Source organism: Comamonas brasiliensis (assembly GCF_018292285.1).
Lineage (GTDB): Bacteria > Pseudomonadota > Gammaproteobacteria > Burkholderiales > Burkholderiaceae_C > Comamonas > Comamonas brasiliensis.
On record NZ_JAANES010000001.1, the window covers coordinates 1,632,396 to 1,657,522 of the forward strand.

A 25,127-nucleotide genomic window follows, 5' to 3' on the forward strand; every position below is an offset into this window, starting at 1 on the left:
CATTGGCTTGGAATGCACGTTCTCATAGTGCCTATGATTACCCCTGCCAAGTCTGCACAGGAGATCGCCATGAGCACTTTCCGCGTTCAACACATCGACCACATCGTGCTACGCGTCAGTGACTTGGAGCAAAGCATCCGCTTCTACCAGGAAGTGCTTGGCTGCGCACTTGTAAAACGTCGTGACGACCTGGGTATGGTTCATCTTCGGGCCGGTACATCCATGATTGATCTGGTAGATATCCATGGCCCGATTGGACGTGAGGGCGGCCCTGCTGCCTCAACAGAGCGCAGGAATGTGGACCATTTCTGCCTGCGCATCGAGCCATTCGATGAGTCAGCCATCCTGGCCCACTTGAACGGCCACGGCCTCAAGGCCGAGAAAGCCGAACAACGCTTTGGAGCGGACGGCACTGGCCCTTCCATCTATTGCCACGATCCGGATGGCAATCAGCTGGAACTGAAAGGACCTGCACACAGACCTTGATAATTGAGCGAGCTTGAGGCCGCAGCTTGGCGATGTTGAACAGATCAACCCCAAATCGCCAAAAGCTCACTATTCGCTGAAGAGAGCAGGCGCATCAACATTGAAAGCGCTATCGCGAAGCGCTGACAGTCGCAGCTTAACTACAGGGCAAATCACTGATGATCTCAGCCACGAGATGCTTGTGGTGCAGAACTACGAGATATGGAGCAGTGCCTGAAATTTACTTGCAACAGATAATCGGCAAAGGGAAACAGAGTGGATGAGATTAATGCGCTCCATTAAAGCAACAACATGAAGAACTTTCGCTGGTCGGCATTTTTCGGTCACTGCAACTTCATTCTTAGTGCCTCTTATGCGATGCCGCTGGTGGGAGGGATTGTTGCGCTATCGATGACGGCGATCTGTACTTTCGTCCTCTATCAAAGCCGCCTGGATGCGATGGAGCATGCCGTAGAGACATCGCGGGATGTTGCCCTGCTTGCAGAACATGACCTGGTTCGAAACTTCGAGCTCTATGCACTGTCGCTGCAAGCCGTGGTCGAGGGCCTGAGCGATCCTGAATTGATGGCCGCGTCGCCACATGTTCGCAAAGCAGCCTTGTTCGACAAGGCGGCGAGCGCGACCTATTTGGGATCCATTCTGGTGCTCAATGCGGAGGGAAAAGTCACCCTCAAGGCAGGTGCAGAGAGTCTGGTGGACGACAGCTTCTCTGATCGTGATTTTTTCAAGGCACACCAGGAAAGCTCCAACCTGGGGCTCTATGTGGGTGACCCCTATGTATCACCACTACATGGCGACTCGATGAGCATTCCTCTCAGTCGCAGGATTTCTCATGCGAACGGTTCTTTCGCTGGAATTGTGATGATTGATATCCAGTTGGAGTACTTCCAGAAACTATTTTCTGAACTGTCGCTAGGCACACATGGATCGCTGGCACTGATCAGGAAGGACGGGACCATGGTGATGCGGCAGCCGTACGATGCAAAAGTCATAGGTCGCAATATCAGTAGCGCAAGCACATTCAAGCGGTTCATGGCGGCGCCAGAGGGCAGCTTTTCGGATACGTCATATATCGACGGTGCGAGACGGCTGTACTTCTTCAAGACTCTGCCTAACCTGCCTTTCATCATCATGGTGGCAAAGGCGCATTCTGATATCTATGCGGTTTGGCGGCAAAGAACATTGCTCATTGCCTCTGTCATGGGGACGCTCACATTGGCATTCATCGGTCTGTCCTGCGCTTTTGGAGTACAGCTCAAGCGCAAAATGCGCGCAGAGGCTGAGCTGGCAATGTTGGCGCGCACCGATGGGCTGACGGGCTTGAGCAACCGCCGCAAGCTCGATGAAATCCTGGATCAGGAATGGCGAAGAGCCAGACGGCATCAAAGTGCCCTGTCATTGCTATTCGTGGATATTGACTGTTTCAAGGCCTACAACGACAACTACGGGCATCAAGCTGGCGATACCGTTCTAGCGACCGTGGCGAAATGCATTGCCAACAATATCCGCCGCCCCGGAGATAGTGCCGCTCGCTATGGAGGCGAGGAGTTCCTTGTCGTTTTGCCCGACACGTCTTCGGACGGCGCAGAGTTCATTGCTGAGAATATTCGTCTCGCAATCTGCAAGCTTGCCGTTGAGCATACAGAAAGCGCTTTCGGTCACATCACGGTCAGCATAGGGTGTGCCACATGGGGCCCAGAACGGGCCGATGCAGATATGGCAGCGGTGATCCGCGATGCCGACGAGGCGCTCTACAACGCCAAGATGACCGGGCGCAACAAGGTAGTCTTGTCAGCACAACACAAATGCGGGGTGCCGCAGGCCCGCCGCTGATCGGGACGACTGCATTCGGCCAGCTCCAGAGGTGCAAGCACAACGGTTGTCAAAACCGCACTCGGCTCCGTTTCTACGCCCCTGCCGGAGTACCCCTCAGCGATCGGACGTGGTCCTGCATCCGCTGTCGCAATGCCCAGGCGCAAACTCCGCGGTCCAGGCGCAGCGCTCTTGTCCATTTCGCGCATTGGCAACCGCTCAGCTTGAGAGCCTGCACCACCGCCCGGAAGCCGCATGTCTGTTGCGACCTCGTGGAGTCTCCGGCGCACTATGGTTCAGGCCGCAAATCGCTTCAGAATCAGGGAAGCATTGACACCGCCGAACCCAAATCCGTTGAGCATGGCGTGCTCCATTGCATGGGCACGTGCATTACCGGCGATCAGATCCAGACCGGCAGCCATAGGATCTGGATGCTCCAGGTTCAGCACAGGTGGTGCGATCTGGTCGCGCAAGGCCAATACGGTGAAGATCGCAGCAGCTCCGCCAGCAGCTCCCAACATATGACCCAGGGCGGATTTGGTGGCCGTGATCGAAGGGCCGGAGTCTGCGCCAAACACTTGACGAATGGCGGCCAGCTCGCCTCGGTCACCTACGGGTGTAGAGGTCGCATGGGCATTCAGATGTTGAATATCACCAGCTTGCAGCTGTGCCTGACGCAGCGCGGCGCGCATAGAACGAGCAGCGCCCGCTCCATCCTCCGGACCGGAAGTGACATGGTAGGCATCGGCAGAGGTACCATAGCCCACGATCTCCGCCAGTGGCTTGGCGCCTCGCTCCAATGCGTGATCCAGTGCCTCAAGCACCAGCAGCCCCGCACCTTCGGCCATGACAAAGCCATCCCGTGCCTGATCGAAAGGTCGGGAAGCCCTCGCAGGATCGCCGCCGCAAAAAGTCGTCACGGCCTTTGCCGCAGCAAAGCTGCCTAGAGCAACGCGGTCAATCGTGGCTTCGCTACCGCCACAGAGCGCCATGTCCGCTTCGTCATTGCGAATCAAGCGCGCCGCATCGCCAATGGCTTGAATACTGGCGGCACAAGCAGTCACCGGCGCCCCCAACGGCCCCATGAGCCGGTGCCTGATCGATACCTGCCCCGCGGCCAGATTGGCCAGGAAAGCGGGTACTGTGAAGGGTGACAAGCGCTGGGGTCCCTTGCCATCCGTGGTTCGCACGGCTTCTGCGATGGTGCTGAATCCGCCCACGCCGGAGCCGATGACGGTTGCAGCGCGTTCCCGCTGCTCGGCTGATGGATGAGCCCACTGCGCATGGGCCAGAGCCTGGTCGGCGGCGCCCAACGCAAATGCAATGAAGCGATCCATGCGGCGTAGCTCTTTCGCTGAAATGATGGCTTCGGCATTCCACCCGGCCTCCGGATCCTCCTGCTGGCCTGGTACACGCCCAGCCACGCAGACGCCTGTCCCCTCGGCGGTACCAGCACTCAGAGTCCGCACCCCGGACCGACCTGCCAGCAGCCTCTGCCAGGCCAGTTCCACATTGCACCCTAAAGGAGATACCAGACCCAAGCCGGTAATAACCACCCGACGACCCATGCTGCACCTTTCGCTTGTCGAGCTCAGTCTCCAGCAGGAAGTAAGCACGACTTTATTGATGATGACTGCAATCATAAATGAGTTTTGATGATGGTTATCATCTAACTCATGAAAGTGAGCAAAGCACAGTCAGCCGAGAATCGCGAGGGAATCGTGGATGCCGCTGCACGTCTGTATCGAGAAAAAGGCCTGGATGGCGTGGGCGTGGCGGAGATCACCCGCGACGCAGGATTGACACATGGCGGGCTGTACCGGCATTTCGAGTCCAAGGATGCCCTCGCACGCGAGGCATGCCTGCGCGCATTCGAGTGGACAATCACCCCACTGGACGGATTGGAGTCTTCGGAGGTCGACGCCGCATCTGCACACAGCCTCCGCGCACTGGTGCATGGCTATCTTTCTGCAACCCACCGCGACCACCCTGGAGAGGGCTGCCCTGCTGCGGCATTGGCCGCCGATGCCGCCAGAGCAGGCCCCGAAATGTCAGAGGTATTTGCGCTGGGCGTGGAACGCAACATCCAACGCTTTATGGGCGTGCTCCAAGGTGAAGACGAGACCAGACGCACCCAGACTATCGTGACCCTCAGCAGCATGGTGGGAGCACTGGTTCTCGCTCGAGCAACAGCAGCGGGCAACCCGGCTCTTTCTGAAGAAATACTGGCCACCTTGCGAAAGCAATTGGCTCCGTAACCGCCTGGTTGGGCATTCGCTCGCGCATTAGAAACGCGTCACGGCCGGTGCGGGCTCCCAAAGCAGGCATTGGGCGGCGTCGCTGCTATGGGCCGCGACTGCCGGCGAGACTGCCCGAACCGGACGACGGCTGATGGCCTCGCACACGCTGATCGCGAAAAGACAGGATAACCTGCCAGATTCAATACGTTCCAACATGGAGACGAAAGAAGAACCATGAGCACGCCTTGCCTGTGCTCATGATTCTGGCGGCTTAACCAGGCCGAGGTCTCGCAGACGCGTCATGCGCAAACGCTGCTATCTGGATCTGTCGCGCAGACCTTCGCTCCAGCGCGCAAGCCAGCCCGAGGCTGCCACCAGTGCCTGGCTGCCCTTGCCCAGTAGCGAAGAGAGCTCCGTCTCGGCACGCTCGCGCAGCGTCTCCTCGTTTTCAGGCAGCGGTGGCAATATATGGGCGTAGTAGCTATTGCCCAGAACCCGGTGCAGCAGGCGCTCTCCCGGAAAAGGCTCGTTGTTGTTCAGCGCCCGCGCGCCTTTGAGAATATTGCGGATGTCGTACTGTGTGGGGCTGATATCGGCCACCTGCTTGGGCAGTCCCAGCAGCGTGTAGACGCCGATACGCGCGGTGCGCACCGAGCTCTCCATCGTGAAGATCACATCGTTGCTGGTCTCCACGAACTGGCCCAGCAAGGCCAGGTTGGTACAGCCCTGCGGCACCACATGAGGCCGGTCACCCGCCGCGCGCGGCATGAACTGCGCAGTAATGTAGGGCATCAGAGCCTGGCGCACCTTGGTGTTGGCGGCCACTGCATCGAGCTGATCATCGATACCCAGGTGGTAGCACAACTCGGCCAGGATCTCTCGTCCGGTACAGGCGGGCATGGGCTTCCTGATATGGTTGCCCTCCTTGTCCATCAGCAGCGCATAAACCCACAGCACCAGTACGTCGTCAGGCTGATCGGGAAAATGCGGCTGGCGATTGCAGGTGAAGCTCATCACCCAGTTGGAATCCGTGAAGGTGATGATGCCGCCGGTGACCGTCTTGCCCGAGTAAGGATCATTGACCGCCAGTTCCTTGAGCTTGTCGATCAAGGGAGAAGGCTTGCAGGTAAGCGTGGCCGACTCCCACATCGAGCGGGAAACATCACCGCAGAACTTCTCGGGCTTACCGAAGACCGGAGATTTCTTCGCCAGGTTCTGCCACAGCGTCCAGTCGCTGCCCTCTCCCGGCTCGCCATTGCCACGCGTCAGTACTGGTACCGTGTCCATGTCTCCGTAAGCCGTGCCCTCGGTCATCGAGCCAGTCAGCGCAAACACCACGTCGTCAGTGCCTAAAGTGATGGTCTCCTCGCGACCGGCAACCTTGCAGCGGATCGCGGTCACGGTGCGGCTGCCTTCCTCCTCACGCATGTCCAGTTCGTGGGCACGGGTGTCGAACTGCACACGCACGCCCTGCTCCTGCAGCATGCGGGCCAGCGGCACGACAAAGCTGTCGTACTGGTTGTACTTGGGAAACACCAGGGCCGACATGTCGGTAAGGCCATCGATGGCATCAAGGAAGCGATGCATGTACAACTTCATCTCCAGCAGACTTTGCCAGTTCTCAAAGGCGAACATCGAACGCCACAGATACCAGAAGTTGGTCTCGAGAAAGCTCTTGCTGAAATACTCCTCGATCGTGATGTCGTTCAGGTCCTCCTTGCGCTTGAGCAGCAGCTTGACGATCTCCCACTGGTGCGACTTGCTCAGACCCAGCGTAGCGAAATCGCGAATCTGCCCCTGCTTGTGCATCAGCCTGGCCTTGGACCAATTGGGATCGTTGTCGTTGATCCAGCGGTATTCATCGAGCACGCTGTAGCCTTCAGGCAGCTCCAGCGCCGGCACATCCTGGAACAGATCCCAGAAGTTGTCGTAGTTCCAGTTCATCTCGCGGCCACCGCGCACGATGTAGCCATCCTCGGCATTGCCCGAGCCATCGAGCGAACCGCCGGCAATGCTCAGGCTGTCAAGAATGGTGATGTCCTCCCCCTTCATTCCTCCGTCGCGTATCAGATAGAAGGCGGCCGCCAGTCCGGCAATGCCGCTGCCTATGATCCATGCCTTGCGGCCCGACGTCTGCCCGGTCGGTACCGGACGATTGCGCATGTACGGACCGACCATGTCCGGCGGGGGCAAGGTATCTTTCGCGCTCTTGCGCCAAAAGCTCTCGCCGACATTCGCCTCCACGCGAACGGAAGCCTGGGACTGACTACGGGTGATGAACTCTGCACGATTCATGGTCTTGCCTTTCATGGATGTCATTGATGATGACGCTCTACATTTACCAGTAATCCACCGACTGCGATTTGATATGCCATAAAAGCATCTCAACGCACATTTGCTCAAGCCCTTGAGGAAATGCCTGGGAAAGAAAAAAATCTTCAGCGAACATGGGCTCAGGAAAGTCTGGCCTCTGCTGAAATAAGCAGGCCTCAATCAATAGGCCAATGCGGGGATATTCTGCAAAGTGCCAAACGCATTGCTACAGCTTATCAGTGACGGTGTCCGCTCGGTCACTTCTCAGATGCTGCATGGCGCGCATCCACAATTTGCCCACTGAAAGTATTTGCCTGGACGGCCTCTTAGTCGTAGCAGCCGCCAGCACCAAGTCCTTGAAAACTTAGCGGAATCGAGTGCAGCCGATGTTGGCAACCTATGACCGGCCGAGTCAAAAGAATATGCAGTCGGTCAAAACCTGAGCCAAGTCGACACCAGAAGACAGGCTCGGACCAAAGTATCAGTTGGTCCGCAATGCTTAGAACATGCCCAGTTTGTTGGGTGAGTCCTTGGGCACCTGCTGTCCTATATCCCACATTTCGACGATCTTGCCATTTTCGAATCGAAGGATATGCACGACCGCAATATCCATATCGACTCTCTCACGTCGCAAATGTGAATAGACCGCCACACGGTCATCGGATTCAATGGTTTGTTTGACTAGGAACGATTTATTGGGTTCTGATTCAGCGCTTTGTTCCATGCCAAGCAGTAAGGACTCCCGGTCAGCAGGGAAATACGCGTTGTGATGGTGGAAGCTATCCGACACGTACAGATCGTAGGCTGTTCTTACCTGCCCTGTTGCGCACAGGGTCAGGAAGTCTGCCGCAATAGCGGCCTTGCTCCGGGTGCTCATGATCATGCTCCATTCAGGCTGATGTTCGGCCCAAGGGTTTCAAGCTCAGGCCTATCCACGCCAGTGGTTGATGACGCCAATCATCGACCCGCCATGTTTTTGAAGCAAGCACCAGCCGCGACACGGCTAGTGCCTGCTTTCGGCCCGCCAACTCATCTGAGAAGATGCGCGCTCATGGCTCAAGCAAGCAGCCGCTTTCACGCAAGACGCGCTGCAAACGCTTTGGGTCTATCCCTTGAACAGCAACGCTGCCCGCCATCGCTGCCGCGGTGCCTGCGGCCTGCCCCATCACAAAGCATCCTCCGCTTGCACGAGCAGCAGACTGCCCCTCGTGGGTCATGGAAGCACAACGTCCTGCGACAAGCAGGTTCTCAACCGTCTGCGGCACCAGCATTCTCCAGGACAGATCATTATAGCCGCGTTCGGGGTCCGAGGGAAACCCCCATGTGATGCCTCCGGCACGATGCAGCTCCATCGGCCACGCGTTGATACCAATGCTGTCATCAAAGCGGACCGAATTCAGGATGTCATCGCCAGTCAGCGCATAGAGCCCCTGGATTCGACGTGTCTCACGAATGCCGACCTGAGGGGCAATCTCCACGATTCTGGAGTCGGCAAACCCCGGTACTTGCTCCTGTAAAAAGCGGAAGTACTCGACAATCTGACGCCGCCCCTCAACCTCTCCTGCACTCAGCTCCTGCGCATCCACGGCATTCATGGCCTGACCGCTCGAATTCGCAATCTGGGTGACATTGGCGCGCCACTCCGACGGATTGATCTGCGGTCGAAGAATCGCTCCTTCGCGAGGGAAGTTGTAGCGACCTGGATCGCGGAGCCGAGAACGCTCCATGAAGTCATTGATTGCCTTGAAATCGCCAACCGCCGGCAGGGCCTGCGATGCGTCGACATGGCCAATGCGGAACATCGTGGACGGGAAAAGGCCGCTGCCATGCCCGTCGCCCACCTCATAGGGAACGCCGGCCAGGGCGGCGATGTCCGCGTCGCCCGAGCAATCGATGAACATATTGGCCCGAACTGCCTGACGTCCTGATTTGGTCTCTATGACCAGGGCATGAATGCGTGAGTCATCCATCAGCACAGACGAGGCCCTGGTGTGAAACAGCAAATGCACGCCGCAAGACAGCATCCACTGGTCCGCCACGCATTTATAGATGGAGGTGTCATAGGAGCGAACGCGAATCCTGCCCTGCATCCCGTCCTGAGGCTTGTTCAGCCCACCCATTGCCTGCAGTCGTGAAAGCAGATCGTCCACGACGCCATGCACCAGTTGGCGCATTTCCCCTTGATGACGGCCATAGAGTCCTGCGAAGTTGGTAACGCCGCCGGCGGTGCCCATTCCTCCCAGGAAACCGTAGGATTCCACAAGAAGGGTTTGCGCCCCAAGCCGAGAAGCGCTGGCGGCAGCAGCCAGTCCGGCCGGACCGCCACCGATGACGACTACATCGTATTCACCTTGAACCGGTAGATGACGGGCAGGCTCCAGAAGGGATTTTTGCGAGGATTTCATGGTTTCTTGCTTCAGTCCAATGTGATCTTGTTGCGTTCGACGACATGCTTCCACCGCGCCACATCCGCAGCCAGCAATCTGCGAAATTCCTCGGGCGAATTCCCCACCGGATCCATGTACTGCATACGCAGCTTGTCCTTCACGGCGGGCTCGGCAAGGACTTGCACAATCTGGTCGCGCAGCGCATCGACAATGGCTGCAGGCGTTTTCGCGGGCACGATGAAACCGATCCAGGCATCTCCCTTTATGTCAGGAAGGCCGCTCTCAGCCAGAGTTGGCAGATCGGGAAGTGATGGCGATCTGCTTGGGGAAGCCACGGCCAGGGCTCGCAGCTTCCCGGCTTTCACATGCGGCATCACGGCTGCGGCAGGTAGCAAGGCCATGTCCACCTCACCCGACAGAAGAGCGGTCACTGCACCACCCGATCCGCGATATGGAACATGCACTGCATCGCCGCCCGCCTGGGCTACCAGTGCAGCCATTGCCAGATGCGAGATGGAGCCGGCACCAATCGACGCAAAGCTGAGCTTGGATTTGTCCCTCATCAGAGCCGACAGTTGCTTGGCATCTGTCGTGGACAGCCTGGAGCCGACAACCAGCACTGAAGGCTGGGACACGGCAATGCTCACCAGCCCGATATCCCTGGACGTGTCGTAGGGCATCTTCCGAAACAGAAGCGCGTTGACGCCAAGAGGTCCGGCAATGCTGACACCGATGGTGCGTCCATCCCCCTCGGCCTTGGCCACCATGTCGGTGCCGATGTTGCCGGCGGCGCCACTCCTGTTCTCCACCACAAAAGCTTGATGCAGCCTGCTGGCCAACCTATCGCCAATGACGCGGGCCGCCAGATCAGGGGTCGAGCCAGCATCGAAGGGCACGAGGACTTTGACAGGGACTTTGGGCCACTCCTGTGAGTAGGCATGGCCACCAGTGATGGAAATACAGGTGAAAAAAAGGGATAGAAGCAAGCGCGATTTCACAACAATGTCTCCAGGTTCTTAGGTATTCAGGGCGAGTTCTTCATCGCCTGGTCCGAACTCTAGGCAAGCAGCATCATTGCGTCGATTGATAATGAACAATATCTCCTAGCGGAAAATCGAATAATGGATATGAAGCTTCTCTCGGTCTTCGACGAGATCTATAAAACACGGAGCGTGAGCCGGGCAGGAGAGAACCTGGGTCTGGCTCAGACCTCGGTCAGCCTGGCACTCGGCAGACTGCGCCGAGCTTTCAATGACCAGCTCTTTGTCCGCACCAGTGAAGGGATGCTTCCCACCCCGCGTGCAGCCGCACTGGTTCCTCAGCTGCGACAGGCTTTGGAACTGCTGCAATCAGCGACCAGGCAGCAAGCGGAATTCGATCCAGCCTCTTCCTGCAGAGCGTTCCGGCTCGCGATGACCGATATCAGTCACCTGGAATTCCTGCCTGCCTTGATGAACAAGCTGGGGAATATCGCGCCCAAGGTGAGAGTCGAAGTGCTGCGCATCACGGCCGACACAGCCAGATTGCTGGAGGCAGGCGATGCAGACTTGGCGATAGGCTATATGCCGGAACTCGATGCAGGCTTCTACCAGCAGAAGCTGTTCAGGGATGGGTTTGCTTGCGTTGTGCGCAGAACGCATCCTCGAATCGACAAGAACCTGACGATGGCTCGGTTCAAGAAGGAGCGCCATGTGATCATCACGGCTCCTGGAACTGGCAACGAGATAGTCGAGCAAGAGTTGAAGCGCCAAGGGGCGCAGCGCAATGTTGCGCTGTCTCTGCCCACACTCCCGGGGGTTGGCAACCTGCTGGCCCATACGGATCTCATCGCCACGGTTCCGCATCGAATTGCGCAGACGCTGGTAAAGATCGCCCAGGTCAAGGCAATAGCGTCGCCATACAGACTTCCAGAGTTCGCCATCAAACAGCATTGGCATGAACGCTATCAGCAGGACCCGGCAAACCGATGGCTGCGCTCAACCCTGGCAGAGCTATTCCTGGAAATCTGATCAGCTCGGTCGCCTTGGCTACAACAGGCAGGGTTCGCTCAGAACGCGCGCCCGATTGCCGGAACGCTCCCATGACCAAAGAATAGGAAAGGCTCCTATCGGAGCCTGGAGCGATCAATCAACAGCGACCATCACCGACGACGCCTTGATAACCGCGTAGGCATTGTCTCCCTCCTTCAGCCCCAGCGACTGGGCTGAAGTCGAGGTGATGGAGGATGTGACCCTGACACCTGGAGCAATTTCCAGTGTCAACTCCGTGCTGACCGGGCCTGTGACAATCGAGATGACTTTGCCTTGCAAGACATTGCGAGCACTGATCTTCATAGCATCTATACCTAAGAAATGACGATGGCCGTGAGCATATATTCAGCGGATTGATGGCTGTAGAAGCTCTGCAATATAGAAGTCTTATCGTCCGTTGTATGACTGCCAGGGATCGATTGCTATCGATCCCACGCTATCCGTGCAGGAGCAAAGAACATGCAACGCTCACAAGCCTCGCTTCAAGCAATTAGAGTACCTGCCGCAAGCGGCTTCATTTTTTGTATTCTGTATACCGCCTCCGGGCGAGGTCACAGATACACCTATGCTCGCAGCTCCCGCTTCCTCAATACATTCCTCTTAATGACCCGGAGATGAAATGTTGCGCATTTTGGGCAAGGCATCCTCAATCAATGTTCGCAAGGTACTCTGGGCCTGTGCCGAGCTGGACATTCCCTTCGAGCGGGAAGATTGGGGCAGCGGTTTCCAGTCGACGCTCAGTCCCGAATTCCTCGAGTTGAATCCCAATGCCATGGTCCCTGTGATCCAGGACGGCGATTTCACGCTATGGGAGTCCAATACGATCATTCGCTATCTGGCCAATGGCTACAACGGGACCCGGCTCTACCCCATCGACGCCAAAGCGAAGGCGCAGATTGATCAATGGATCGACTGGCAGGCGTCGGACCTCAACAGGTCATGGAGCTATGCCTTCAGTCCCTTGTCAGGCAATCGCCGGAGCACCAGGACCGCCGTGCACTGGCCCTGTCTTGCAAGGACTGGGCAAGGCACATGGAAATCCTCGAGCGACAACTGGGCTCCACCGGAGCCTACGTAGGCGGTACCGAGTTTTCTCTGGCGGACATACCTATAGGTCTGTCGGTGAACCGTTGGTTTGAAACTCCGCTCGAGCATCCGGACTTGCCTGCGGTGCGTGAATACTACGAACGCCTGAGTCTTCGCCCGGGATTCCGGCAGCATGGAAGAAACGGCACGCCCTGAGCAGGTCCATCACGCCCATGCAAACGCTGCATCTCGCCCCCGTGCGGAGGCTTCGCCCGGTTAGTCCGCTTCGCCTATTGGCGCTTGAGTCCAGGCGGGCCTCAGCTTCACTGTCAGCAATGAAAGCAGAACATCATGTCCGAATCACGAGATTCCAGGTTCGCCGCAATGGAAGCGGCACTTTCCCTGAGCTTTTCCGGCGAGATAAAGATCGGCGGAAACTATGTCTCCGTGGTTCGCCACGACAGGCAGCTATTTGTCAGCGGCCAGATCCCTCGCGTCGGTGACAGCGTGGTCGTCACAGGCAGAGTCGGCGCTGAAGTCTCGGTCGAGCAAGCACGGTATGCCGCAAAGATTTGCACCATGCGTGCACTGGCATTGCTTCGGCAAGAGCTGGGATCTCTGGACAGAGTTTCACGCATTCTGCGCATCACCGTGTTTGTCAAATGCTCAGAGGACTTCAGCCTGCAAAGCGAAGTGGCGGACGGCGCGTCCGAGCTGCTGCAATCCGTGCTGGGCGATGCCGGCATTCATACGCGAACATCTGTGGGGGTCTATCAACTTCCCAAGAACGCTCCGGTGGAAATCGACCTGATCGCGGCGGTGGATTGATGCCCCTTTTACGTGGCTCCCCTGAGCTACACTGCTTCGCGTGGGCACCGTCCTGCTGACCTCAACCGCAAGCGCATGAGTCATACAGCACCGCCTGGAAGCTGATCGCGTCTTGCAAGCAGAGACCATCTAATGAGCAACACCACCGATCACGGTGTCCAGTTCGGCCGAATCGCCACGACGATTCCGGTAAAGGACATCGCCAAAGCCTATGATTTCTACACCAAGGTTCTCGGGTTCACAAAAGTCTTCGAAAACGGGAGCCCTGTCGGGTTCATGATCCTGAAGCGGCATCACGGCGAGCTGCACCTGAGCCTGCAGCCCAGTCACAAAGCCGTGAAATTCAATGTCGCGCATCTCCTGGTCGACAACGTTGATGCGCTGCACACAATCTGCAGTCAATACGGCCTGAGAATCATCAAGAGCCTTCAGGACAAGGACTATGGTCTGCGGGCATTCGTGTTTGAAGACCCCGATGGCAATCGTATCGATGTTGGACAAATGATCTAAAGCCTGGATCGGGAGTGGGCCGCGGCCGCCTCGATGGTGGTCACCGCCGACTTCGGGTTGAGAGTCTCGTCGCGACTGAGCACTGGCAGCTCCAGGCTTGAGCCGCTCCCCTGCCTGGCACAGATCGCATTCGGCCAGGAGCAGACACACGGCCGGGTTTCACAGCACAGCGCATCTGGCTGACCATTCCCCGCCAGCTTTGCGACCTCAATGACCACAGATACCAGCCATGCTTGCTGCACCGGCCGGCCTTGCATGCCTTAGATCCTCTCGGATGCTCGGCAGCAGGTTTCCCCCAGGCCTTCGTCCAAGGTCAGAGCGTCAAGGCAATTCCTGCCTCCTGGCCTCACCGAAAGCGGGTCTGGAAGGCAAGTCTTTCTTCCACATTGTTAGGGGCACTCAGGTCACGGCTGCCTAGCCTCAAATCACATGGGTAAAATTGTGCGGGATCAAAGAGCCTGCATTCAACTGCTGCTCCAAGCGTCGAGCAGAGTCCTGACCCTGGAGCGCACAAGGCTCGCTACGTACAGTCAGGTTTTCTCTCGTTCTGCGCTTGACCAAGATCTTCAAGAATTTCTGTAAATACAGGCCAAGCACTGGCCGCCCCTGCCGAACCATGCTGCTTTGCTTTTGCGATTTTGCCCTGACCGCCGACCGCCCTGCCCTGCCTGAAGTGCAGGCGGCCAAGCGCCGGAAGATGGCCCCCGGAGCAATGGCATGACAGAGCAGCAGCTATACGACCTGGCTCCTGCATTGGAGCTGATGGCTTTTGGTCTGGTCCTGGCGCTGGGGCCTTTATGCTGGGTCTGGTGGCGCAATCGCGGCACCGGCTCCGGCAGGCGCCTCCAGGCGCTATGTGTGCTGACGCTGTTTCTGACCTTCGATCTGGTTCTGTTCGGCGCCTTCACCCGTCTGACGGACTCAGGCCTGGGTTGCCCGGACTGGCCTGGCTGCTATGGCACCGCCAGCCCCATCGCGGCACATGCCCAGATCTCCGAAGCGCAGGCTGCCATGCCGACCGGCCCGGTCACCCATGGCAAGGCCTGGGTGGAAATGATTCACCGCTATCTGGCGACCACGGTCGGCGTGCTCATCATTGCGATGACGGTCATGAGCTGGAAGCAGGCAGGCGCCGACAGGCGAGCAGGTCGACACATATCATTCAGTGGCGCAGCCAATCCCTGGTGGCCGACTCTGGCACTGGTATGGGTCTGCATCCAGGGTGCGTTTGGGGCACTGACGGTCACCATGAAGCTGTTTCCGGCCATCGTCACGCTGCACTTGCTGGGCGGTACCGGCTTGCTGGCATTGCTGGCCATTCCTGCTTCGGGCCTGAGCCTGCAGCAAGCCGGCCTGTCTCCAGCGCTGATCGCCAGAGGCTTGCGCATCGCGCTGTGGCTTTGCCTGGCGCTGCTCGTCCTCCAGGTCAGCCTGGGCGGCTGGGTCAGCACCAATTACGCCGTCCTGGCCTGTACGACCTTCCCCGGCTGTCAGGGCAGCTGGTGGCCAACCATGAATTTTGCCGAAGCGCTGCAGATCTGGCGCCCTCTGGGCATGCTCAAGGACGGCAGCCATATCAGCTTCGAAGCGCTGACCGCCATTCACTACACCCACCGTCTGGCGGCCTATGTGGTGGTTCTGGCACTGGCCGGTCTGTGGTGGGCATTGCGCCATGCTCCTGCGCTGGCCAAGCAGCGACGGCTGCTGGGTTTCTTTGCAGTGCTGCAAGTTTTGACGGGTCTGTCCAACGTGGTGTTGGACTGGCCTCTGGTTGCGGCCGTGCTTCACACTGGTGGAGCCGCGGCCCTGGTAACGATTGTGGTCTGGAGTCTGGCCGTGACGCGCGCAAATGCCGTCGCCGCCCCCGACCCTGAAATGGCGCGCCGCCCAGCCTGAGGCATAGCGTAAAAGAGTGATTGCATGAGTCAAAGTGAAGCCTTGTTGAACAACACCTCGCGAATCAGCCAGTTCTATGCGCTGACCAAGCCGCGCGTGGTGCAGCTCATCGTGTTCTGCGCCCTGATCGGCATGGTGCTGGCCGTTCCCGGATGGCCCACGGCCAATCAGTGGATCCATATGGGTGTTGCCTGCGTTGGCATCTGGCTGGTAGCAGCTGCCGCTGCGGCCTTCAATTGCCTGGTGGAACGTCATATCGATGCCAAGATGAAGCGCACCTCCTGGCGCCCCACGGCGCGCGGCGAGCTCTCCAGTCAGCAGGCACTGGCCTTCTCGGCCATTCTGTGCATGATCGGTGCCACAATTTTGCTGCTCTGGACCAATGCGCTGACCATGTGGCTGACGCTGGCCACCTTTGTCGGCTATGCGGTGATCTACACCGTGGTGCTCAAGCCCGCCACGCCACAGAACATCGTGATCGGTGGAGCCTCTGGCGCCATGCCCCCCGTGCTGGGCTGGGCCGCCATGACGGGCAATGTCGGCCCCGAGGCATTGATTCTGTTCCTCATCATCTTCCTCTGGACCCCTCCCCACTTCTGGGCACTGGCCCTGTATCGTGTCGAGGACTACCGCCAGTCCGGCCTGCCCATGCTGCCCGTAACCCATGGCAGCGAATACACGCGCCTGCAGATTCTGCTCTACACCGTGGTGCTGTTTGCGGCTGGTCTGCTGCCCTTTATGTACGGCATGAGCAGCTGGCTGTATCTGTTTGCGGCTGTTGTGCTGGGCGCTGGCTTTATCGTCTATGCCGTGGCTCTGTACCGCAATTACTCGGACGAGCTGTCGCGCCGCACCTTCAGGTTTTCGCTGCTTCACCTGAGCCTGTTGTTTCTCGCCCTGCTCGTGGACCACTATCTGTTCATGGCCTGATCTTTGAGGTTTCGCCCATGCCAAAGCCCGGTTCACCGGGCTTTTTGCGACTCTCAAAAAGTGAGCTATCAGCGCTTTATGGATCTACGTTTGAGCGCAATTTCATTCATATTATTGCTTTACCCGGCCACTTCACAGGTTCGTGACCGAGACCGAACGCGGCGCTGATGATTCGGCGAAGACCTGGCGGGGCGCAGATTCTCGTCACCGGGATCATCAAAAAAGAAGGCCAGCCCCTGCTACAGGACTGGCCCCGGTCATGCATTCAGCAGACCCGATCAAGTGTCCATTTACAGACCCTTGAGCAGCTTGCCGTTCACTTCTTTGCCGTACATGGAGTACTTGCCATGGTGCTTTTCGGCCGTGGCCTGCAGATTGCCGTTGAAGCGTGGGTCCTGACCACGCTCCTGGCTGTTGATGAAGGTGGCCACATCCCAGGCTTCCTGATCGCTCAGGCTTGCATTGCCATAAGGCATGTTGTTCTTGATGAAGTTGGCAGCCTTGTCGATATCGTGCATGCCGGCTCCCCAGTTATAGGAATCCTTGCCCCACAGCGGCGGGAACACGGCCACATCGCCGACAAACTGGCCCTTGCCGTCCGCAGCATGGCATAGCGCGCACTTGGCTTCATACACCTTGGCTCCGGCTTCGTAAGTGGGTGTCGTTTCGGGCTGGCCCGCTTTCTTGAAACCGGCACCGGGCAGCTTCTCTCCCGTGGGCGCCTTCTGGGCCATCCAGTAGGCGTAGGACTCCAGAGCCACCAGAACATCATGACCGTCATCCGGCGCCTTGCCGTTCATGGAGTACATGAAGCAGCCGCGCACGCGCTCGGCAAACGTGTCCACATGGTCGGTCTTCTTGCGATAGGCCGGGTACATGGGATAGGCCCCCCACATCGGAGCAGCGCCTTTCAGACGACCCGCATCGAGGTGGCAGTTGGTACAGCTCAGCGGATTGCCCGAGAAGCCCACGGCATTGGTCGGCGTGCGCGTGAAGATGGCTTCGCCGCGGCGCACCCACTCGCCCATGGGGCCTTCCGGGTAGTCACTCACACCGGGAGGTGTGAATTCGCCAGGCTTGGCAGCCACCACCACGGCCCTGGTGTCTGCCGCAGGCGCTGCCACCTTGACGGGCTCTTCGGCCTTTTGGGGGCGGCTGATGCTCATGCCATACCAGAGCGCTCCGCCCAGACCTGCAAACAGGCAGGCCACCACGGCGTATTCAGCGAAATTGGAGCTTTGAGAAGCTGTTTGTTGTTGGTCCGACATAGTCAACTCCCGAACACTTAAGGCTTGGCGGCCGCTGCGGAAGCAGCGGGGGCATGCAGGCGCTGGTAATACGCAGCCACGGCCTTGATGTCCTCAGCCGTGAGCTTCTTGGCCACTGCGCCCATCAGACCCAGAGGGCCGGCTTCGCGCTGCCCCTTGTTCCAGGCGTCGATCTGGCTCTGCATATAGTCGGCCGTCAGGTGGCCGATGGCCGGGAAATCATTGCCCACGCCCACGCCGCCGGGGCCATGGCACTGCGCACAGGCAGGAATGCCGTCGGCCCAGCGGCCGCGCTCGACCAGCCAGGCGCCGCCATCGTCGCTCTTGCCGGGCAAGGCACCGCGCACGCTCTTGATGGGCAATGGCAAGCTCGCGTAATAGGCCGCCACATCGGCGCGCTCCTGCGCGCTCATGGCCTTGGCCATGGGAGCCATGACAACGGATTGCCGGGCGCCGGCCGCGAGCTGGTTCAGCTGACGCTCCAGGTAGCCAGCATGCTGGCCCGCCAGAGCAGGAAAGCCGGCCTGGCCCTCACCCTTGGCACCATGGCAGCTGGCACAGGCAGCCGCCCCGCCCGCCGAGCCGGCCTGGGCAATCCTGGCCCCGGCAGCGGCGTTGCCGTTCAATGCGGCCTTGGCGGCGGCAGGTTCTTGTGCCCAGGCGCTGGTCGCCATCAGCATGGAAATGCCGACAGCTACCCACGACCGGGGCAGAGTCTTTGTGTTCAAGCGATTCATCTTGGGAATGGAGGTTTGGGCGGCGCAGATCTGCCGCGCATCAGGCCTGTGCCTGACGCCTACGTCTGAGCTGGGCAGTCACGGCCGAAGCAAGCCATGGCAGCAAGCACATGGCACTAAGATACCGAGGGAAGATTAAGAGCCAATTAATGCCGCCAGCAATTGGCTGCCGCTGCAGGACCGGGCTAATCGGGCAATGCCGCACAGGGCTTGACCGGCAGGCATAAACGCGCCACCAGCCCCGTCACCGCAGGCTCCGCCTGGCCGCTCTGCTGCCGCCATTGCGCCAGGGGCAGCAATTCCAGCTCACCGCCGCCGCTCTGCGCGATGCGCTGCACGATCGCCAGTCCCAGGCCGCTGCCATGGGCCTGATGCTGCTTGCGCCAGAAGCGCTGGGTCGCCACGGCACAGTCCTCGCTGTTCAGCCCGGGCCCGTGGTCGATTACCGTGAACTCCAGATAACCGCAGGGATTGGCAGGCGTTGCCTGCAGCTTGCCGGCATCAGGCTGCACCGGCTGCGAAACATGACGCAGACCAAGCAGCACCGAAGATTCGCCAGGCCCTGCGTCTGCTGGCTGCCCATAGTGCAAGGCGTTCTCCATCAGATTGCGCAATGCCGACACCAGCAGGGGCAGAGGCAGGGCCACGCGCAAATCCTGTAGCCTGGCATCCTCCAAGTCCTGATCTGGCGACCAACGCAAGCGCTGCGATCCCGAGGGAATGGCCGTGGCAGTGAGCTCCCGGGCCTTTTCCAGAGCCTCCCAGCCACAGGCCGGCTCGCCGCGGAAGCCACAGTCTTCCTCAGCTGCCGGCTGGCAATCCAGCCTGGCCAGCAGCAGCAATTGCTCCAGCGTGTGCTGCAAATGCTCCACCCCCTGTCCCGCCTGCTCCAGGGCCTGCCGGGTCATCTGCCACTGTGTGGTCTGGGAAACAGGCCTGGAAGCGATGCCTGGGTTTCCAGCAGGCGACTGTTCCGTCAACGCCACCATCTGTGCGCTTGCATGGGCCACCGCCATCTGCGCCACCTGCACATGGGTTTTGACGGCTGTCAGCGGAGTGCGCAGCTCATGGGCGGCATCGTCGCTCCAGCGGCGCTCACGCTCAATGGCTCGGTGCACGCGCTGCAGCAGGTGATTGATGGTCTGCACCAGCGGCGCCAGCTCCCTGACCTGCCGGCCTTGCGCCACCGGAGAGTCGTCACCGGGCGGACGCTGGCTCAACTCCTGGCGCAGCGACTCCAGCGGCCGCAGGCCGCGCGTCACGCCCCACCACATCAGCACCATGCTGGCCAGCAGTGCCAGCACAAAGGGCAGGATGATGGTGTAGGCAAAGCCATGAATCAGGCCCTCGCGTACATCGATGCGGTCGGCCGTGGCAATGCGCACGCCATGCTCCTCGAGCACATAGGTGCGCCAGGGCTTGCCGCCTTTGGTGATGCTCGAGAAGCCCAGCGGCAGCGGTCCCTGGAAGCTGGGTGCGCCAGCGGTACGGGCCAGTACCTGAGAATCGCCGGGTTCGGCCCCATGGCCTGATTCAGCAGTCCCGCCAGGGTTGGTACTGCCAGTCTTTGCAGCCCTGACACGCGGCAAATCCAGAGGAGACGCAGGAATCAGGGCCGGGCGTGCATCCACCTTGCCAGTCGCTCCACCAGTTTCTTCATCAGCGGCTGCCTCCATCGCGCCAGGCGCGGGGGCGGTCTGCACCTCGCTGCGAATCATGCTGACCTCGCAGGCCACACCATCGCGCGCCACCACGTTGAGCATGGGGCCCCAGTCCTCGGGACTGGCGTTATGGGGTTTGAACTGATGGACGATGCCCGCCACCATGCGGGCCGAGGCAATCAGCCGGTCGTCAAGCACCGATCGCAGCTCCTGCCGCATGTCGGCAAACATCCAGGCGGCCACGCCACCCCATAGCGTGCACAGCGCCAGGCACAGCCAGACCAGCAGACGGACCCGCAGACTGCGCATCAGCGCCCGCCCCCTTGCACACGCCCCAATCTGAAGCCCACGCCACGCACGGTCTCCACCATGTCCGAGCCCAGCTTGCGGCGCAGGTGATGCACATGCACGTTCACGGCATTGCTCTCCACATCGAGGCTGTAACCGTAGAGGCTGTCGCGCAACTGCTCCAGACTCAGCACGCGCCCCGGTGACTGCAGCAGCGCACGCAGCAGCGCCCACTCCCGGCGCGACAAATCCACGGCACAGCCTCCACGCATGGCCTGGCCGGCAGCCAGATCCACATTGACATCGCCCAGCACGATCCAATCCACGGTACGCCCCGCAGCACGGCGCAGCAGCGCATGCAGTCGCGCCGCCAGCTCGTGCAGATCGAAGGGCTTGACCAGATAGTCGTCGGCCCCGGTCTGCAAGCCTTCGATGCGCTGACCCACTGCATCACGTGCGGTCAACACCAGCACGGGCAGCGCCAGCCCCTGGCTGCGCCAGCGCGCCAGCAGATGCAGACCATCCTCATCAGGCAGACCCAGATCCAGCACACACACGTCAAAGTGGGAGGATTTGAGCGCCGCATCAGCCTGGCTGGCGCAACCCACCACGTCCACACCAAAGCCCTGTAGCTGCAGGCCCGCCTTCACCCCGCTGGCGACCAAAGCGTTATCTTCCACTAACAGCACATGCATTTTTTCATTGCGCAACCATCACCCGCACCATCGTTTCCAGTGACCGGGCAGGTGTTGCGCGCCTTGTTTATCCGAATCGGGCGAGCATCGCAGATTTGTCTTTTCGCAGCGTTAACCCCTGCTTAATCCCCTGCGCCCAAGATCACGGCCAGCCCCATCCAGGACCGCCCCCCCGTTTGCTCATGTTTCTTCGCTTCATCGCAGTCCAAGCTCTGCTTTCAGCCCTGCTGCTGGCAGGCTCGGCTGCGTGGGCGCAGCCGCTGAGCCCGCCAGGCCTGAGCGCTGGCAGATCCGCTGCGCAATCCTCGATTCTGGGTGCGGAACAGGCTTTTGCACTGACGCCACCGGAGCAGAACGCCATCAGGACAGAGGCTGACGGTCGTCGCCTGCTGGAGCTGCACTGGGCTATTGCCCCCGGCCATTACCTCTACCGCGACCAACTGCGCCTGCGCGATGCGCTGGGTCAGGCGCTGCCGCTGCAAATCCCTCTGGGGCATTCGCTGGACGATGCCTTTTTTGGCAAGGTTCAAGTCTTTCATCAGGAGCTGCGCGTTCAGATCGCGCTGCCCGAAAGGCCCGAGCAGTGGCCGCTGGAATTGCAGTGGCAGGGTTGCGCCGAGGTCGGCATCTGCTACCCAGTGCAGCAGCAGAGCATCAGATCTACTCAGTTGGATCTCGGCAAGACGGCGCAGCCAACTGCCCCGGATCCTGTCAATACCGCAGCCGCGTCAGCCAGCCCGCTGCAGGCACTGGCCTTGCCGGCCAGTGTGCTGATCGGCCCTCTTGTCTTTCCCAGCATGGCACTTGCAGCGCTTCTGGCCATGTTTGCAAGCCAGTGGTGGGCGAGGCGCAATCAGCGCCAAGGCGGTCAGCCCATGGAGGCCCTGCTGCTGCGTGCCACGCTGGCAGGGCTGCTGGCGGCACGTGCGGCCTATGTAGCTCAATGGTGGCCCGAGTATTGGTCGTCCTTGGGTGCATCTCCGGCCGGCGCGCTGCAGATCCTGGATATTCGCGACGGCGGCTGGAACCTCTGGGCCGGACTGTTGGCGGCAGCACTCTGGGCCACATGGGGCGCAGGTCGGCATGCGGCTTTGCGGCGCGGCGTGCTGCAGTCCCTGGGACTGGGGGCTTTCATACTCGTTACGGCTTATGCGCTGCGCAACTGGGTGGAGCCCACCAGGCCCTCGCTGCCCGCGCTGACGCTGGTCAGCGCTGGCGCTCAGCCCACGGACCTGCGCAGCTATCGGGGCCAGGCGCTGGTCGTCAACCTCTGGGCCAGCTGGTGCCCGCCCTGCAAACGCGAAATGCCGGTACTGGCCCAGGCACAAAAAGACCATCCCGAGGTGCGTTTCATCTGGATCAACCAGGGCGAGGACGCGGCCACCGTGCTGCGCTATCTGCAATCCATGCCCTTGCCCGTCTCCCAGGTGCTGCTGGACCCGGAGCAGCTCGCTGGCCGGCACTGGCAACAGCGCGGCTTGCCTTCCACCTATTTCTATGACGCGAGCGGGCAGCTCCGATCCATGCGCATGGGAGAGCTCTCGCGTGCCAGCCTGGCCGAACAGCTGCGCACCATTGCCCCTGCTCGCCCTGCTCCATGACTCAAGACTGACAAAGGTTTACCGTGCCCCGCCCACTGCCGCTGTCACGCCCGCTTTCCGCACTGATTTTTCCCGTGCTCGCTGCCACTGCCGCTGCTGTGGTGGCCGTGGCCCATGCCCGCGATGTGATTGCCGCCAGCAAAGCCGCCACAAGCAGTGTTGCAGCCAGCGATCTGCCGTCGGAGCAGTTCCTGGCCGAACAGGGCCTGCAGATCGTGGGGCCCATGCAAAGCTCCGGCGGCCTCAAGGCCTGGGCTGCCTACCGCGATCAGCAGCCGATTCCCATCTACCGCATGCCTGACGGCAAGCACTGGGTGATAGGCACCGTCATCGATGCCCAGGGCAAGGATGTGAACGCCAAGGCCTTGCACAGCGCGGTACAACAGCCCATGGGTCAGGAGCTCTGGGCCGATCTGGAAAACACCCGCTGGATTGCCGACGGCAAGCCTGATGCCCCTCGCATCACCTATGTATTCACCGACCCCAACTGCCCCTATTGCAACCAGCTCTGGCGCGAAGCAAGGCCGCTGGTGCAGGCAGGCCAGTTGCAGCTACGCCATATTCTGGTCGGCATGCTGCGTCCCAGCAGCGAGGGCAAGGCCGCTGCCATTCTGGGCTCCCGGGTTCCGGAGCAGGCTCTGGCCGGCCACGCCATGGCCTATGCCGATGCCCATGGCAAAAATCCCGATGCCCTTGGCATTGCGCCGCTGCAGCGCATCCCTGTGTCGGCCCGCGATGCGCTGGCCAATAACGCCGCGCTGATGAGCAGTGCGGGCTTGCGCGCGACGCCTGTGACGATCTGGAAGAACTCCCAGGGCCTGGTGCAGATCCGCACCGGCATGCCGCCGGGGCTACTGGACGAATTGCTCGAGAAAGCCCCAGGCAAGCCAAGCCCTCAATAAGAGCTGAATTGCCTTGAAACCCATGCACCGAAAGCACAAGCAGCTATCATCACGGTAGCAAATCTATACAAGCACCATGAACCGCCCTGACTGGAACACCCTGCTGCCCGCCCTGAGCCCTGCCACCCGCATCGTGCTGCACGCCCCCAGTCCGCAAGCGCTGGCCCGCGCACGCGGCAATTTCAAGAACCTGAAAGCCGCCAACCCCGAGCTGGAAGTCTGGATCGTCGTCAACGCCCAGGCTGTGCAAGCCGTGCTGGACCAGCCGGACGATCTGGGTCCGACATTGGCGCAGGTGCTGCTATGCCCCAACACGCTCAAAAACAATAGCCTCAGCGCCCCTGAAAACATTCAGGTGCTGCCCATGGGCGCCGTTGAAGCCATCGCCCGCATGCAGCAGGATGGCTGGACCTATATCCGCAGCTGAGCGGGCGGTCGCCGGATTCAGGACTACAGCCCCCAGTCCCTAAGCGCAGGCAGCGCCAGCTGGGTTGCGGCATAGCCTTCGTCGATGGACTCGCGCCCACGGTAGAAATCCATCAGTCCGACATGCGAGAGGCGCGGCGCTATCAGCACCTCGGCCGGGTCTCCCGCCATGCGGCTGCGCGTGATGCGCATCTGCATGATGTTGACACTGGCCATGACCACATTGACCAGCGAGGGTACGGGCATGGAGTCGTCGCCCTCGTCAAACCCGTCCCCCTTGCGCCCCCTGCGCATGACGGTTGAGGACAGCGTCTTCACGCTGGTCATGCTGCGCTTCCAGGCCCCTGTCCAGCCGAGCGGCGAACCGTTCGCGGCCAGAGCTTCGGGAATCTGGCCCAGCGGCAGCGGAGGCTCCTCTTCTTCCGTATGCAGCGCCGAGACCTTGAGCTCGCGCCCGTGCATCCTGAGCTCGTTCTCGCCCATGTCCGCAGCCCTCATATGCCTGCGCATGATGTCGGCATTCAAATCGACGGCAATGACGATATCCGCCCCCATGGCGCGCGCCAGCGAGACCGGGACAGGATTGACCAGACCGCCGTCGACCAGCAACCGCCCTTCACGCATCACCGGGGTGAACAATCCGGGCAGGGCAATGGACGCGCGCACGGCCTCGGCAATCGAGCCCTTGCGCAGCCAGACTTCAGCTCCCGTCTGCAGGTCGGTGGCCACGCAGCCGAACGGCGTGCCCAGCTCTTCCACGGTTTCCTGCACGAAATTCTCGCGCCAGAACTCGATGATCTTCTCGCCCTTGAGCAGGCCACCGCCCAGATTGAAGTCCATGAAGCCGAAGACCTTGCGCTTGCCCAGACCCAGCACCCAGCTCTCGAAGGCATCCATCTCGCCGGCCGCGTAGGTTGCACCGACCAGCGAACCAATGGAAGTGCCGCAGATGATGTCGGGGCTGACGCCGGCCTCGCGCAGCGCGCGCAACACGCCAAAATGCGCCCAGCCTCTCGCAGAGCCGCTGCCCAGGGCCAGGCCCACAACGGGTTTGCGTCGCAATTTGTTCATAAGGCCTTCCCTGCCACTTT

Annotated in this window: 22 protein-coding genes and 1 pseudogene; 12 read left to right on the forward strand and 11 right to left on the reverse strand. The window is 60.3% G+C overall.

Annotated features, from left to right (window positions below):
- Positions 1 to 69: 69 nt before the first annotated feature.
- Both DJFAAGMI_RS07410 and DJFAAGMI_RS07415 read left to right on the forward strand, forming a co-directional pair.
- Positions 70 to 486, forward strand: coding sequence for a VOC family protein (locus DJFAAGMI_RS07410; RefSeq protein ID WP_211456531.1), 417 nt, complete (start codon positions 70 to 72; stop codon positions 484 to 486).
- 291 nt (positions 487 to 777) lie between these two features.
- On the forward strand, positions 778 to 2,319 hold the full coding sequence (locus DJFAAGMI_RS07415; RefSeq protein WP_419095594.1) for a sensor domain-containing diguanylate cyclase: 1,542 nt from the start codon (positions 778 to 780) through the stop codon (positions 2,317 to 2,319).
- 275 nt (positions 2,320 to 2,594) lie between these two features.
- Here the strand turns inward: DJFAAGMI_RS07415 and fabF are convergent, their stop codons facing one another.
- Positions 2,595 to 3,866 (reverse strand): beta-ketoacyl-ACP synthase II, encoded by a 1,272-nt coding sequence (gene fabF, locus DJFAAGMI_RS07420; RefSeq protein ID WP_211456532.1) that lies wholly within the window; start codon positions 3,864 to 3,866, stop codon positions 2,595 to 2,597.
- Positions 3,867 to 3,974: 108 nt separating this feature from the next.
- Here fabF and DJFAAGMI_RS07425 point away from each other — a divergent pair, with 108 nt between their 5' ends.
- Positions 3,975 to 4,556 carry a TetR/AcrR family transcriptional regulator gene (locus DJFAAGMI_RS07425; protein ID WP_211456533.1) on the forward strand — a complete coding sequence of 194 codons (582 nt, stop codon included), beginning with the start codon at positions 3,975 to 3,977 and terminating at the stop codon, positions 4,554 to 4,556.
- Positions 4,557 to 4,853: 297 nt separating this feature from the next.
- Here the strand turns inward: DJFAAGMI_RS07425 and DJFAAGMI_RS07430 are convergent, their stop codons facing one another.
- From DJFAAGMI_RS07430 to DJFAAGMI_RS07445, 4 genes are all read right to left on the reverse strand, one after another.
- The gene (locus DJFAAGMI_RS07430) at positions 4,854 to 6,857 is read right to left on the reverse strand and encodes an oleate hydratase (RefSeq protein WP_211456534.1); all 2,004 of its coding nucleotides are present in this window, start codon (positions 6,855 to 6,857) and stop codon (positions 4,854 to 4,856) included.
- 493 nt (positions 6,858 to 7,350) lie between these two features.
- Positions 7,351 to 7,728, reverse strand: a complete 378-nt coding sequence (locus tag DJFAAGMI_RS07435) for a nuclear transport factor 2 family protein (protein WP_249333906.1) — start codon at positions 7,726 to 7,728, stop codon at positions 7,351 to 7,353.
- A 172-nt stretch (positions 7,729 to 7,900) separates the two neighbouring features.
- On the reverse strand, positions 7,901 to 9,256 hold the full coding sequence (locus tag DJFAAGMI_RS07440; RefSeq protein ID WP_211456536.1) for an FAD-dependent oxidoreductase: 1,356 nt from the start codon (positions 9,254 to 9,256) through the stop codon (positions 7,901 to 7,903).
- Positions 9,257 to 9,267: 11 nt separating this feature from the next.
- Positions 9,268 to 10,236 (reverse strand): Bug family tripartite tricarboxylate transporter substrate binding protein, encoded by a 969-nt coding sequence (locus DJFAAGMI_RS07445; RefSeq protein ID WP_211456537.1) that lies wholly within the window; start codon positions 10,234 to 10,236, stop codon positions 9,268 to 9,270.
- 129 nt (positions 10,237 to 10,365) lie between these two features.
- Between DJFAAGMI_RS07445 and DJFAAGMI_RS07450 the strand changes: the two genes are divergently transcribed.
- Positions 10,366 to 11,247 carry a LysR family transcriptional regulator gene (locus tag DJFAAGMI_RS07450; RefSeq protein WP_249333908.1) on the forward strand — a complete coding sequence of 294 codons (882 nt, stop codon included), beginning with the start codon at positions 10,366 to 10,368 and terminating at the stop codon, positions 11,245 to 11,247.
- Positions 11,248 to 11,361: 114 nt separating this feature from the next.
- On the opposite strand, the gene DJFAAGMI_RS07455 is transcribed toward DJFAAGMI_RS07450, so the two are convergent.
- Positions 11,362 to 11,571: a TOBE domain-containing protein gene (locus tag DJFAAGMI_RS07455; protein WP_167002359.1), complete on the reverse strand. Its 210-nt coding sequence runs from the start codon at positions 11,569 to 11,571 to the stop codon at positions 11,362 to 11,364.
- A 316-nt stretch (positions 11,572 to 11,887) separates the two neighbouring features.
- Between DJFAAGMI_RS07455 and DJFAAGMI_RS07460 the strand changes: the two are divergent.
- From DJFAAGMI_RS07460 to cyoE, 5 genes and pseudogenes are all read left to right on the forward strand, one after another.
- Positions 11,888 to 12,510: pseudogene (locus DJFAAGMI_RS07460) on the forward strand (glutathione S-transferase family protein).
- A 135-nt stretch (positions 12,511 to 12,645) separates the two neighbouring features.
- Positions 12,646 to 13,122, forward strand: a complete 477-nt coding sequence (locus DJFAAGMI_RS07465) for a RidA family protein (RefSeq protein WP_211456539.1) — start codon at positions 12,646 to 12,648, stop codon at positions 13,120 to 13,122.
- 132 nt (positions 13,123 to 13,254) lie between these two features.
- The gene (locus DJFAAGMI_RS07470) at positions 13,255 to 13,632 is read left to right on the forward strand and encodes a VOC family protein (protein ID WP_211456540.1); all 378 of its coding nucleotides are present in this window, start codon (positions 13,255 to 13,257) and stop codon (positions 13,630 to 13,632) included.
- 717 nt (positions 13,633 to 14,349) lie between these two features.
- Complete coding sequence (locus tag DJFAAGMI_RS07475) at positions 14,350 to 15,528, forward strand: COX15/CtaA family protein (RefSeq protein ID WP_211456541.1); 1,179 nt, start codon at positions 14,350 to 14,352, stop codon at positions 15,526 to 15,528.
- Between the two features lie 24 nt (positions 15,529 to 15,552).
- Positions 15,553 to 16,458 (forward strand): heme o synthase, encoded by a 906-nt coding sequence (gene cyoE / locus DJFAAGMI_RS07480; RefSeq protein WP_003054312.1) that lies wholly within the window; start codon positions 15,553 to 15,555, stop codon positions 16,456 to 16,458.
- A 290-nt stretch (positions 16,459 to 16,748) separates the two neighbouring features.
- Here cyoE and DJFAAGMI_RS07485 read toward each other — a convergent pair whose 3' ends face one another.
- From DJFAAGMI_RS07485 to DJFAAGMI_RS07500, 4 genes are all read right to left on the reverse strand, one after another.
- Positions 16,749 to 17,726, reverse strand: a complete 978-nt coding sequence (locus DJFAAGMI_RS07485) for a c-type cytochrome (protein WP_211456542.1) — start codon at positions 17,724 to 17,726, stop codon at positions 16,749 to 16,751.
- 17 nt (positions 17,727 to 17,743) lie between these two features.
- Positions 17,744 to 18,463, reverse strand: a complete 720-nt coding sequence (locus tag DJFAAGMI_RS07490) for a c-type cytochrome (protein WP_211456543.1) — start codon at positions 18,461 to 18,463, stop codon at positions 17,744 to 17,746.
- Positions 18,464 to 18,648: 185 nt separating this feature from the next.
- Positions 18,649 to 20,433 (reverse strand): ATP-binding protein, encoded by a 1,785-nt coding sequence (locus tag DJFAAGMI_RS07495; RefSeq protein WP_211456544.1) that lies wholly within the window; start codon positions 20,431 to 20,433, stop codon positions 18,649 to 18,651.
- Complete coding sequence (locus DJFAAGMI_RS07500) at positions 20,433 to 21,107, reverse strand: response regulator (protein WP_003054305.1); 675 nt, start codon at positions 21,105 to 21,107, stop codon at positions 20,433 to 20,435. Before DJFAAGMI_RS07500 ends, DJFAAGMI_RS07495 begins: the two co-directional genes overlap by 1 nt.
- Positions 21,108 to 21,289: 182 nt before the next feature.
- Here DJFAAGMI_RS07500 and DJFAAGMI_RS07505 point away from each other — a divergent pair, with 182 nt between their 5' ends.
- The 3 genes from DJFAAGMI_RS07505 (at position 21,290) to DJFAAGMI_RS07515 (ending at position 24,037) form a co-directional block, all read left to right on the forward strand.
- The gene (locus DJFAAGMI_RS07505; protein WP_211456780.1) at positions 21,290 to 22,708 is read left to right on the forward strand and encodes a prolipoprotein diacylglyceryl transferase family protein; all 1,419 of its coding nucleotides are present in this window, start codon (positions 21,290 to 21,292) and stop codon (positions 22,706 to 22,708) included.
- A 74-nt stretch (positions 22,709 to 22,782) separates the two neighbouring features.
- Positions 22,783 to 23,610 carry a thiol:disulfide interchange protein DsbG gene (dsbG, locus tag DJFAAGMI_RS07510; RefSeq protein ID WP_419095595.1) on the forward strand — a complete coding sequence of 276 codons (828 nt, stop codon included), beginning with the start codon at positions 22,783 to 22,785 and terminating at the stop codon, positions 23,608 to 23,610.
- A gap of 76 nt (positions 23,611 to 23,686) precedes the next feature.
- Positions 23,687 to 24,037, forward strand: coding sequence for a DsrE family protein (locus tag DJFAAGMI_RS07515; protein WP_211456546.1), 351 nt, complete (start codon positions 23,687 to 23,689; stop codon positions 24,035 to 24,037).
- Between the two features lie 23 nt (positions 24,038 to 24,060).
- Here the strand turns inward: DJFAAGMI_RS07515 and DJFAAGMI_RS07520 are convergent, their stop codons facing one another.
- Positions 24,061 to 25,107, reverse strand: a complete 1,047-nt coding sequence (locus tag DJFAAGMI_RS07520; RefSeq protein WP_211456547.1) for a patatin-like phospholipase family protein — start codon at positions 25,105 to 25,107, stop codon at positions 24,061 to 24,063.
- Between the last annotated feature and the right edge of the window lie 20 nt (positions 25,108 to 25,127).